We start from the raw sequence: 11,708 nt of genomic DNA, 5'->3' as shown, positions 1-11,708 counted from the left end.
AGCCGGGCCCCCCCCATTGGGGGGGCCCCCGGCGTCGTCGTCGTAAAGAAGAGATGACGCGAAGGCAAGGGTGAGGGAAAACCCTCGATTTGGCGGGGAAAGCCGTCCGGAACGCCCTGCTCCCACTAGCCTGTCGCGGAAGTGCTTCGCCCTGCCCGGATTCGGTGCCGCACAACGGCCCTGCGGCGGAGGCCTTTTGAGAGGGCGACAGCTGCCCGGGGCACCCTGCACGGCAGCCACGGGAGTCGCAACCCGTTTATCTCATTCTTGCGTCCGGAATACGGACACCTGCCACCGATAGATGTGTAACAAGTCCGTTTCGCAGGGATCTTTCACCAAACCCTTTGTCCGGATTTTGGAAGATGTAGGCCTGAGCTGTGATCGAACCGAGACCTCGAGAGTGTGGTTCGGTCTGGGCGCATGGCAGATAGTTAGGCGCGTAGAGCTCGGATGAACGGGTCACTCGCCGGCAGCGGCGCCGACTCACGAGCGCGGGGGCACTCGACAAATTTCCGGCACCGGCGACGGGCGGGCGCCGTGATCTGTCCTGTGCTCCCTTTGCGGTGAACCAATGACTTCCTAGGAGGAACCCATGCGCGGTGCCAAGAGCGCCAAGTGGGTCGCGGGGGCGATAGTCGTCGCCCTGGCCGCCACCGCCTGCGGCGGCGGCGACGACAGTGCCGGCGACGACATGAACAAGGGCAAGGCCGACCCGAACGGCATCGTCACTGCGCAGCTGAGCGAGCCTCAGAACCCGCTGCAGCCGGCCAACGCCAAGGAGAGCCAGGGCAGCCGTGTCCTGCGCACGGTCTTCGCGAACCTGGTCGACTACGAGCCCGGCACCGGCAAGCTCGAGTACATCAACGCCGAGTCGGTCACGCCGAACGACGACTCGTCCGAGTGGACCGTCAAGCTCAAGCCGGGCTGGAAGTTCCACGACGGCACCCCGGTCACCGCCAAGTCCTACGTGGACTCCTGGAACTGGTCGGCCAACATCAAGAACAACCAGACCAACTCCAGCTGGTTCGCCGACATCGTGGGCTTCGACCAGGTGCACCCGGAGAAGGGTGACCCGAAGTCCGACAAGATGTCGGGCCTGAAGGTCGTCGACGACAACACCTTCACCATCAAGCTGACGCAGCCGGTGTCGTACTTCGCGTACAAGCTGGGCTACGACGTGTGGGCTCCGCTGCCCGAGGCCTTCTTCAAGGACCCGAAGGGCTTCGGTCAGAAGCCGGTCGGCAACGGCCCGTACAAGTTCGTCTCCTGGGAGCACAACAAGCTCATCAAGGTCCGCAAGTTCGCGGACTACCAGGGCCCGAACAAGGCCAAGAACGGCGGCATCGACTTCAAGAACTACACGACCGCCGACGCCGCGTACTCGGACCTGCGCTCCGACAACGTGGACTGGATCGAGCAGGTCCCGACCACCGCGCTGACGAACTACAAGTCGGACCTCGGCGACCGCGCCATCGACCAGCCGTACTCGGCCGTCCAGTCGATCGTCCCGGCGTTCTACACCAAGCAGTTCAAGGACATCGACCCCAAGGTCATCCAGGGTCTGTCCATGGCGATCGACCGCCAGACGATCACCAAGACCGTTCTGCAGAGCACCCGCACCCCGGCCGACTCCTACGTCGCTCCCGGCGTCCTCGGCTACAAGAAGGGCGCGCTCGGCGACATCGTCAAGTTCGACCCGGCCCAGGCCAAGAAGCTCATCAAGGACAACGGCGGCGTCCCGGGCAACAAGATCCAGATCCAGTACAACGCCGACCAGGACCACAAGCCGTGGGTCGACGCGGTCTGCAACTCGATCCGCAAGGCCACCGGCGTGGAGTGCACCGGCGACCCGAAGCCGACCTTCCAGGCCGACCTCGACGCCCGTGACAAGGACGCGGTCAAGTCCATGTACCGCGGTGGCTGGGTGCTCGACTACCCGGTCAACTCGAACTTCATGCGCGACCTGTACGGCACCACGTCGGCCGGTAACACCAGCGGTTACTCCAACAAGGAGTTCGACAAGCTGAGCTCCGAGGCGGACAAGGCGAGCTCGATCGACGAGACCGTGGCGAAGTACCAGGAGGCGGAGCAGCTCCTCGCCAAGGACATGCCGGCGATCCCGCTCTGGTTCTACAAGGTCAACAGCGGTCAGTCGACCAAGATCCTGGGCAAGATCCCTTACGGCCAGGACGGTGACCCGATCTTCGACGAGGTTCAGGTCAAGCAGAAGTAAGAAGACGACCGCAGGCCGGTGCCGCCTCTCCCGTCAGGGGAGCGGCGGCGCCGGTCCGTAGGCAAAGGCCTCCACCTCACCCCCCTAACCTGCGGTAGAGATGAGTGCGCAGGCCCTCGCCGACCCCTCACGGCATGGAGGCGCAAGATGGGGCGCTACGCCGCCAGGCGACTGCTCCAGATGATCCCGATCTTCATCGGGACAACTCTGTTGATCTTTCTGATGGTCCACATCCTGCCGGGCGACCCGGTCCGGGCCATCTACGGGGACAAGGCTCCCGATCCCGCACAGATCGCGCAGATCAAGCGCGAGTACGGCTTCGACAAGCCCGTCCTCGAACAGTACGTCCACTACATGTGGAACCTCATCCAGGGAGACTTCGGCAAGAACCTCGCCGGCCGTCCGGTCACCGAGCTCATGTCCGAGGCCTTCCCGGTGACACTGCGGCTGACGCTGCTGGCCATCACCATCGAGATCATCATCGGTGTGGGCCTCGGCGCGTGGGCCGGTCTCAGGGCCGGCAAGGCCGCCGACACCGGTGTCCTGGTCTTCACGCTGACCGTGATCTCCATCCCGGTCTTCGTCCTCGGCTTCATCGCCCGGTTCATCTTCGCGGACGAACTCGGCTGGCTACCGCCCAACGTCCAGGACTCCACGGACTTCTCGCAGTTGTTCCTGCCGGCCTTCGTCCTCGCCATGTTGTCCATGGCGTACGTAGCCCGGCTGACCCGGACGACCTTCGCGGAGAACCTGCGGGCCGACTACATGCGCACCGCGCTCGCCAAGGGCCTGCCCCGGCGCCGCATCATCGGTGTCCATCTGCTGCGCAACTCGCTGATCCCGGTGGTCACCTTCATCGGCACCGACGTCGGCGGCTTCATCGGCGGCGCGGTCATCACCGAGGGCATCTTCAACATCCAGGGTGTCGGCAACCTCCTCTACAGGGCGATCCAGACGAGCGAGGGCTCGACGGTCACGGGTGTGGTGACGGTGCTCGTCCTCGTCATCCTCCTGATCAACCTGCTCATCGACCTGCTGTACGCGGTCCTGGACCCGAGGATCCGGTATGCCTGACGTGACCAAGGCCGAGACCACCGACTCCGCCCGGGTGGACGCCGTGGCCCCGCCGGCCGTCGACGCGCCCGCCAAGGACGGCGGCAAGAAGAGCGAGAAGACCCGTTCCCTGTGGGGCGACGCCTGGTACGACCTCAGGCACCGCCCCATGTTCTGGGTCTCCTCGGTGCTGCTGGTGCTGCTGGTGGTGATCGCCGTCTTCCCCGGCTGGTTCACCAGCGCCGACCCGCGGGACGGCGACCTCGTCAACCACTACCTGGGCAAGCCCGAGCTGGGGCACTTCTTCCAGCCCGACTGGTTCGGCTACGACCAGCAGGGCCGCTCCATCTACTCGCGCGTCATCCACGGCACCCGCGCCTCGATCCTCGTAGGCGTCTGTGTGACCGCCGCGGTCACCCTGCTCGGCGGTCTGCTGGGCATGCTGGCGGGCTACTTCGGCGGCTGGATCGACTCGATGATCTCCCGGATCGTCGACATCTTCTTCGGTCTGCCGTTCCTGCTCGGCACGATGGTCGTCCTGAACGCCTTCGCCGAGCGCAAGGTGTACGTCGTCATCCTGGCCCTGGCCTGCCTGGGCTGGACCTCGATCGCCCGCGTCACGCGCAGCTCCGTCATCACGGCGAAGCAGGCCGACTATGTGACGGCGGCCCGGGCGCTCGGTGCCGGCACCACGCGGATCCTGTTCCGCCACGTGATGCCGAACGCCATCGCCCCGACCATCGTCGTGGCCACGATCGCCCTCGGCGGTTACATCTCGGCGGAGGCGACGCTGTCGTTCCTCGGCCTCGGCCTCAGCGACCCGACGATCTCGTGGGGCATCGACATCTCCGAGGGCAGCAAGGTGGTCCGGGACAACCCGCACTCCCTGCTGTTCCCGGCGGGCATGCTCAGCCTCACGGTCTTCGCGTTCATCATGCTCGGCGACGCGGTGCGCGACGCCCTTGACCCGAAGCTGCGCTGAGGAGGGCGTACGTGACGACTATCGACAAGACCAGGAACGTGCCCGAGCCGCGAGGCGCGGCCGAGGGTGACGTTCCCCTGCTCGAAGTGCGCGACCTGCACGTCGAGTTCCACACCCGTGACGGTGTGGCCAAGGCCGTCAACGGCGTCAACTACACCGTGTCGTCCGGCGAGACCCTCGCCGTGCTCGGCGAGTCCGGCTCCGGCAAGTCCGTGACCGCGCAGGCGATCATGGGCATCCTCGACATGCCGCCCGGGCGGATCCCCCAGGGCCAGATCCTGTACCGGGGCGAGGACATGCTCACCATGTCCGGCGACGCCCGGCGCAAGATCCGGGGCAGGAAGATCGCGATGATCTTCCAGGACGCGCTCTCCGCGCTGAACCCGGTGCTGTCCGTCGGCTACCAGCTCGGCGAGATGTTCCGCGTCCACCAGGGCCTGAGCAAGAAGGACGCCAAGGCCAAGGCCATCGAGCTGATGGACCGCGTGAAGATCCCGGCCGCGAAGGAGCGCGTCGGCGACTATCCGCACCAGTTCTCCGGGGGTATGCGCCAGCGCATCATGATCGCGATGGCGCTCGCCCTGGAGCCGGACCTGATCATCGCCGACGAGCCGACCACGGCTCTCGACGTGACGGTCCAGGCCCAGGTCATGGACCTGCTCGCGGAGCTGCAGCGCGAGTACAACATGGGCCTCATCCTGATCACCCACGACCTCGGCGTCGTCGCCGACGTCGCGGACAAGATCGCGGTGATGTACGCGGGCCGGATCGTGGAGACCGCCCCGGTGCACGAGCTGTACAAGCGGCCCGCGCACCCCTACACCAAGGGTCTGCTCGAGTCGATCCCGCGCCTGGACCAGAAGGGCCAGGACCTGTACGCGATCAAGGGTCTGCCGCCCAACCTGACGCGTATCCCGTCCGGTTGCGCTTTCAACCCGCGGTGCCCGCAGGCGCAGGACATCTGCCGTACGGACGTCCCGCTGCTGCACCCGGTCACCGAGCGGGACGGCGGCGAGCTGGCCGGCCGCGGCAGCGCGTGCCACTTCTGGAAGGAGACGATCCATGGCTGACCTGGAGAAGACGGACGAGTCCATGGACGCCACCCCCAACGTCACCGAGGTCGAGACGGTCGAGGCCGCCACCGACGCGGAGGCCGTCGCCGCCATCGAGGCACCGGTCGAGCGCGGTGAGCCGATCCTGCAGGTCCGCAACCTGGTCAAGCACTTCCCGCTGACCCAGGGCATCCTGTTCAAGCGTCAGATCGGCGCGGTCAAAGCCGTGGACGGGGTCTCCTTCGACCTCTACCAGGGCGAGACGCTCGGCATCGTGGGCGAGTCCGGCTGTGGCAAGTCCACGGTCGCCAAGCTGCTGATGATGCTGGAGAAGGCGACCGCGGGCGAGATCTTCTACAAGGGCCAGGACATCACCAAGCTGTCCGGGCGTGCGCTGAAGGCGGTGCGCCGGAACATCCAGATGGTGTTCCAGGACCCGTACACCTCGCTCAACCCCCGTATGACGGTGGGCGACATCATCGGCGAGACCTTCGAGATCCACCCCGAGGTGGCCCCGAAGGGCGACCGCCGCCGCAAGGTCCAGGATCTGCTGGACGTCGTGGGTCTCAACCCCGAGTACATCAACCGCTACCCGCACCAGTTCTCGGGCGGTCAGCGCCAGCGCATCGGCATCGCCCGCGGCCTCGCGCTCAACCCCGAGATCATCATCTGCGACGAGCCGGTCTCCGCGCTGGACGTGTCCGTCCAGGCGCAGGTCATCAACCTGATGGAGAAGCTCCAGGACGAGTTCAACCTCTCCTACCTCTTCATCGCGCACGACCTGTCGATCGTCCGGCACATCTCGGACCGGGTGGGGGTGATGTACCTCGGCAAGATGGCCGAGATCGGCTCGGACACGGAGATCTACGACCACCCGACCCACCCGTACACCCAGGCGCTGCTCTCGGCCGTCCCGGTCCCCGACCCGGAGTCCCGCGAGGGGCGCGAGCGCATCATCCTCACCGGCGACGTCCCGTCCCCGGCCAACCCGCCCTCGGGCTGCCGCTTCCGCACCCGCTGCTGGAAGGCCCAGGACAAGTGCGCCCAGGAAACCCCGCTCCTCGCGGTCCCCGAGCGCTTCAAGGGCGAGGACACCCCGGCGGCCCACGAGTCGGCCTGCCACTTCGCAGAGGAGAAGGACGTGGTCCACGCGGCCTGACGGCCGCGCGATGACGTCCCTCACGGTTCCCGGTGCCTTCTGACGAGGGCGCCGGGAACCGGCCTTTCCGGCGAGGTCAGGAAATGCTGCATCACATCGAGCTGTGGGTCACCGATCTGCCCCGCGCGGCCCGCGAATGGGGCTGGCTCCTGGCCCGTCTCAACTACGCCCCGTACCAGGAGTGGGAGCACGGCCGCAGCTGGCGCCTGGGCGCGACGTACCTCGTCGTCGAGCAGTCCCCGGCCCTGCGTGGGGCCGAGCACGACCGCATGAGGCCCGGCCTCAATCACCTGGCGTTCCACGCCGGGACAGCCGCGGAGGTCGACGAGCTGGCCCGCGAGGCGCCCGCACACGGTTGGGCGCTCCTCTTCGCCGACCGCTATCCCCATGCCGGGGGCCCGGAGCACCACGCCGCCTATCTCGCCAATACGGACGGGTTCGAGGTCGAGCTCGTGGCCGCCGAAGCACCCACAAACCCCCGCCAACTGCGTTAACACGCAAGCAACTTCGCCGACCCGGTCCCGATATACGGACGCGGCACGCTGGACAGCGTACGGCCGTGCGGGTGCCGTAAGCGGGCCGGGGCGCACCATGTCGTCCCGGCCCGTTGCCGTGCGCTCAGGCGGTGGTGATGCCCAGGGAGCGCTTCAGGAAGTCGACCTGGAGGAGGAGCAGGTTCTCCGCGACCTGTTCCTGCGGGGTGATGTGCGTGACCCCGGACAGCGGCAGGACCTCGTGCGGGCGGCCGGCGGCCAGGAGAGCCGAGGAGAGGCGCAGGGCGTGGGCGACGACCACGTTGTCGTCGGCGAGGCCGTGCACGACCATCAGGGGCCGGTGCGGCTCGGCGGGGGAGGACAGCCCGTCGGCGGTGACCAGGGAGCTCCCCGCGTAGGACTCCGGGTGCTCCGCCGGGGTGCCCAGGTACCGCTCCGTGTAGTGCGTGTCGTAGAGGTGCCAGTCCGTCACCGGCGCCCCCGCGATGCCCGCGTGGAAGACGTCGGGGCGGCGCAGCACCGCGAGGCCGGCCAGCCAGCCGCCGAAGGACCAGCCGCGGATCGCCACCCGGGAGAGATCCAGGGGGTACCGCTGCGCGAGATCCTGCAGTGCCTCCACCTGGTCGTCGAGCGACAGCGTGAAGTCGTGGTGGATCCCCTTCTCCCACGCGGGGGACCGGCCGGGCGTGCCGCGGCCGTCCGCGACGATCACCGCGAAGCCGTGGTCCGCGAACCACTGCGAGGTGAGGTGCGGGTTGTGCGCGGCGACCACCCGCTGCCCGTGCGGCCCGCCGTACGGGTCCATGAGCACCGGCAGGGGGGTGTCACCGGCGTAGTCCCGAGGCATAAGCACGGCGCACGGGATGCGGCGTGCGCCCCCCTCGGTGAGCGTCACGCGGGGGGACATACCAGGGTCTTCGGCGTAAGAGGGGACAGTCGCCGTCGGTTTTCCGTCGCGCAGTACCTGCACCCGCACACCTGGCCGATTCAGCGTCGCCGAGACCAGAACCGTGACGTCCCCGGCCCGCGCCGCCGAGTGCACGCCCGGCTCCTGAGACACCCGCTCCACGCCCAGCTCGTTCACCCGGTACACATGCGTCTGGCCCGTCTCCGCCTCGCCGGCCTCCTCGCCCGCCGACGCCGAGACCAGCACGTCGTCGTCGGAGACGTCCAGCACGGCCCGGACGTGCAACTGCGCTCCCGTGAGCGGCCGTTCCCCGACCGCCAGCACCCGCGCACCGCCCTCGTCCGCGATCCGGACCAGTTGCCCGGACGGGCTCCAGCACGGCACCCCGGGGAAAAGATCAAGCCATGTTCGATCTTCGTCGGCGTGCACCATCCGCGTCGCGCCCGACTCCGGATCCACGGCCAGGATGAGCTGGCTGCGCTGATCGCGCGCCTGTACGAGCAGTAGCGGTGCGCCCGCCGCTGACCAGTGGACATGCGCCAGATACGGATACCGCGCCCGGTCCCAGGCGACCTCCGTGCGCAACCCGTCCAGACCGATCACGAACAGCCGCACCTCCGCGTTGGCGGTGCCCGCCGCCGGATACGCCACCTGGTGCGGCTCACGCCCCGGATGCGCCGGGTCGGAGATCCACCACCGCTCCACCGGAGTGTCGTCCACCCGGGCCACGAGCAGCCGGTCCGACTCCGGAGCCCACCAGAAACCGCGCGAACGCCCCATCTCCTCGGCCGCGATGAACTCGGCGAGCCCGAATGAGACATTCTCCGACTCCGGCTCGGCGAGCGCCCGGTCGCCGTCCCCCTCGGCGCCCACCACGCGCAGGGCGCCCTGCGCGACGTAGGCGATGTGCCGCCCGTCGGGCGACGGACGCGGATCGATCACCGGCCCTGGTGTGGGCAGTCCACGCGCCGTCCCGGCCCGCAGCTCGGCCGCGAAAAGCCGCCCTGACAAGGCGAAAGAGGCCAACTCGACGCCCGAGTCGGTGGCGTACCCGACGATGCCGGCCCCGCCCTCGCGGCTGCGCTCACGCCGCGCCCGTTCCTCGGGCGACAGGTCCTCCGAGGCACCGCCCAGCAGGGCGCTCGGGTCGGCGGCCACGCGCTCTGAGCCCTCCTCCATGTCGAGGACCCACAGCGAACTCGCGCGGTCCGTACCGGAACCGGAGCGCAGGAACACAACACGTGAGGCGTCGGGCGCCACGCTGAACGAACGCGGCGCACCGAGCGTGAAGCGCTGGGTGCGGGCGTGCCGTCGGGGGAAGGAGTCAGGCTCGGTCGTCATGCCCTGACCATATTGGCCATGCGCCCCCTTGTGCGGCCGTGCGCCGATCGATGCGCACGGACGGATAGTTATGATCAATGTCGCATAGTGGGTATGAACCTGCTGGCTGCTGTACGGATTTAATGCCCCCACAGTCCGACCCCCCGCGACCTTGTGGATCTTTGGAGGTGAGCCGCCGTGGCACTCTCGATTTCGGCGGTGGTGCTGCTGGCGATCATCGTCTTCTTGTTGATCAAGAAGTCAGGACTGAAAGCCGGGCATGCGGTGGTGTGCATGCTGCTCGGCTTCTACCTCGCCTCCTCGACCGTCGCTCCCACCATCAACGAGCTGACGACGAACATCGCGGGCATGATCGGCAGCATCAAGTTCTGACCGGTCGGGTCCCGCGTACGGCCTCGTGAGCCGGGGTCGCGGGACCTCGTAGGGTGGGTCCATGACGGAACTGCCCGACCGGCGTCTGCTGCTGGTGCACGCGCACCCGGACGACGAGTCGATCAACAACGGCGCCACCATGGCCAGGTACGCGGCCGAGGGTGCCCACGTCACCCTGGTCACCTGCACCCTCGGCGAACGCGGCGAGGTCATCCCGCCCGAGCTCGCGCACCTGACCGGCGCCGCCCTGGGCGAGCACCGCCGCCGCGAGCTCACCGCCGCCATGGCCGAGCTCGGCGTCCAGGACGTCCGCCTGCTCGGCGGCGCCGGACGCTACAGCGACTCCGGGATGATGGGCCTGCCCGACAACGACGACCCCGGCTGCTTCTGGCAGGCCGACGTCGACGAGGCCGCCGCCCACCTCGTCGAGGTGATCCGCGAGGTACGCCCCCAGGTCCTCGTCACCTACGACGACGACGGCGGCTACGGCCATCCCGACCACATCCAGGCCCACCGCGTCGCCATGCGCGCGGCGGAACTCTCCGCCGAGGCCGGCCGTCCGGTCCCGAAGATCTACTGGAACCGGGTCCCCCGGCCCGTTGTGGAGGAGTCCTTCGCCCGGCTCCGTGACGACCTGCCCGGCCTCCCCTTCACCACGGCGGCCGCGGTCGACGACGTACCCGGTGTGGTGGCCGAGGAGCAGATCACCGCGGTGATCGACGGCACCGCGCACGCCGGTGCCAAAGCCGCCGCGATGCGCGCCCACGCCACCCAGGTCACCGTGGCCGAGCCGTATTTCGTGCTGTCCAACGAACTCGCCCAGCCGATCCTCGCGACCGAGTACTACGAGCTGGTGCGGGGCGAGCAGGGCCCCGGTGAGCGGGAGACGGACCTGTTCGCCGGTGTCGAGGAGGCCTCATGAGCGACCGGAGTCCGATGCTCGCCCAGCCGATGCGGCCGCCGTCCGCCGCGCGGGTCACCGCCTGTCTGGGGTTCTTCCTGCTCGGGGCCGTGGTCGGCGTGGCCGGGGCACTGGTGCAGCCGGCGTGGTTCCCGGGCGGGCTGCTGCTCGCCCTCGCCGGGGAGGCCGGAGCCGTCCTGGGCGCGGCCCGCGTCACCCGCGGCCGGATCGGGGGCGTCGCGGCCGCCGCCGGCTGGCTGCTCGCCGTCGTCCTGCTCACGGCCAGCCGTCCCGAGGGCGACTTCCTCTTCGCCGCGGGGAGCGGCTCCTATCTCTTCCTGCTCGGGGGCATCGGTGTGGCTGTGATGTGCGCCACCCTTGCCCCGGGGCGGCAACCGGACGGCGGTCCCGTCCGACTTGCCAAGTGACGTACCACTTCGCCAGGACGTGCCCGTGGGGGTCCGGTGTGGGATTCCCGGCGGTCGTGGGATACGGGCGAGAAGTGGCCAGTATGGTGGTGCGCGCCGCCGAGCTGCCCGCGTGAGGTTGTGTCGGGCGGCGGAGCCAACCGGGAGAACCTGCCTTGAGTCGTGAAACTGACACTCCGTCCTCCGGGCCCAACGGGCGCGGTGGAGCCGCCTACCCGTCGGGTACGCCGCCGTACGGGACCCCCAAGGTCTCCGACGCCGGTACGGACGCGGGCCGTTCGGCCGCGCGGCCGGAGGAACGCAAGACCGAGACCACGCTGACGACCCGGATCCGGATCAACATCCCCGGGTCACGGCCCATTCCGCCCGTGGTGGTGCGCAAGCCCGTCGGGGATTCGGAGGGCTCGGGCGACACCGGGACCGGTGCGGGCCCCGGCAACGAGGCCTCCGCGCCGGGTGCCGCCACATCCAGGGGCACCGGCACGGTCGAGCCTCCCGCCGAGCCCGCGCAGCCCGCCGACGACAAGCCGACCAGCGACTGGTTCGCGCCCCGCAAGTCCGGCACGGGTCCGGGCGGTCAGGGCAGCGGTTCCACCAACGGGGCCGGTCTGCCGGGCGGTTCGAACCCGGCTGCGGGCGGTCCCGGCGCGGGCGCCCCTGGTGCGGGCGCTCCCGGTGCCGGTGCGTCCGGCGGGGCCCGGCCGGGTGCCGGGCGGCCCGGAGGGGTGGTCGGCTCCATGGGCGCGCCGGGCGGCTCCCGGTCCGGCGGTACGAACGGTGCCGGGC

General features: G+C 69.0%; 10 protein-coding genes and 1 pseudogene. 10 read left to right on the top strand and 1 reads right to left on the bottom strand.

The genetic code is table 11. The annotated features are described in order from the left end of the window. Positions 1-592: 592 nt before the first annotated feature. The 6 genes from ACFTZL_RS31425 (at position 593) to ACFTZL_RS31400 (ending at position 6,973) form a co-directional block, all read left to right on the top strand. Entirely contained in the window at positions 593-2,233 is a 1,641-nt protein-coding gene (locus ACFTZL_RS31425) for an ABC transporter substrate-binding protein (RefSeq protein ID WP_382589476.1), read from the top strand. 147 nt (positions 2,234-2,380) lie between these two features. Then, positions 2,381-3,307 carry an ABC transporter permease gene (locus ACFTZL_RS31420; RefSeq protein WP_382589473.1) on the top strand — a complete coding sequence of 309 codons (927 nt, stop codon included), beginning with the start codon at positions 2,381-2,383 and terminating at the stop codon, positions 3,305-3,307. Next, positions 3,300-4,268: an ABC transporter permease gene (locus tag ACFTZL_RS31415; protein WP_382589470.1), complete on the top strand. Its 969-nt coding sequence runs from the start codon at positions 3,300-3,302 to the stop codon at positions 4,266-4,268. Before ACFTZL_RS31420 ends, ACFTZL_RS31415 begins: the two co-directional genes overlap by 8 nt. A gap of 11 nt (positions 4,269-4,279) precedes the next feature. Then, positions 4,280-5,338, top strand: a complete 1,059-nt coding sequence (locus ACFTZL_RS31410; protein WP_382589467.1) for an ABC transporter ATP-binding protein — start codon at positions 4,280-4,282, stop codon at positions 5,336-5,338. Next, entirely contained in the window at positions 5,331-6,479 is a 1,149-nt protein-coding gene (locus ACFTZL_RS31405; protein ID WP_382490334.1) for an ABC transporter ATP-binding protein, read from the top strand. Before ACFTZL_RS31410 ends, ACFTZL_RS31405 begins: the two co-directional genes overlap by 8 nt. An 83-nt stretch (positions 6,480-6,562) precedes the next feature. Continuing rightward, positions 6,563-6,973 (top strand): VOC family protein, encoded by a 411-nt coding sequence (locus ACFTZL_RS31400; RefSeq protein WP_382589464.1) that lies wholly within the window; start codon positions 6,563-6,565, stop codon positions 6,971-6,973. A 124-nt stretch (positions 6,974-7,097) separates the two neighbouring features. On the opposite strand, the gene ACFTZL_RS31395 is transcribed toward ACFTZL_RS31400, so the two are convergent. Then, positions 7,098-9,221, bottom strand: coding sequence for a prolyl oligopeptidase family serine peptidase (locus tag ACFTZL_RS31395; RefSeq protein ID WP_382589461.1), 2,124 nt, complete (start codon positions 9,219-9,221; stop codon positions 7,098-7,100). A gap of 177 nt (positions 9,222-9,398) precedes the next feature. On the opposite strand from ACFTZL_RS31395, the gene ACFTZL_RS31390 reads away from it, so the two are divergent. From ACFTZL_RS31390 to ACFTZL_RS31375, 4 genes and pseudogenes are all read left to right on the top strand, one after another. Continuing rightward, positions 9,399-9,593: a hypothetical protein gene (locus ACFTZL_RS31390; protein WP_010047829.1), complete on the top strand. Its 195-nt coding sequence runs from the start codon at positions 9,399-9,401 to the stop codon at positions 9,591-9,593. 61 nt (positions 9,594-9,654) lie between these two features. After that, positions 9,655-10,515 (top strand): N-acetyl-1-D-myo-inositol-2-amino-2-deoxy-alpha-D-glucopyranoside deacetylase, encoded by an 861-nt coding sequence (mshB, locus tag ACFTZL_RS31385; RefSeq protein ID WP_382589458.1) that lies wholly within the window; start codon positions 9,655-9,657, stop codon positions 10,513-10,515. Further along, complete coding sequence (locus ACFTZL_RS31380) at positions 10,512-10,922, top strand: DUF6113 family protein (RefSeq protein ID WP_382589455.1); 411 nt, start codon at positions 10,512-10,514, stop codon at positions 10,920-10,922. The genes mshB and ACFTZL_RS31380 overlap by 4 nt, the downstream gene beginning before the upstream one ends. A 155-nt stretch (positions 10,923-11,077) precedes the next feature. Next, positions 11,078-11,708 (top strand): annotated as a pseudogene (locus tag ACFTZL_RS31375) (hypothetical protein); the annotation flags it as partial.

This window comes from Streptomyces sp. NPDC056948, from assembly GCF_042674225.1.
Classification (GTDB): domain Bacteria; phylum Actinomycetota; class Actinomycetes; order Streptomycetales; family Streptomycetaceae; genus Streptomyces; species Streptomyces purpurascens.
Note: the sequence above shows the minus strand (reverse complement) of the source record. Positions and strands in the feature narration are given on the sequence as shown.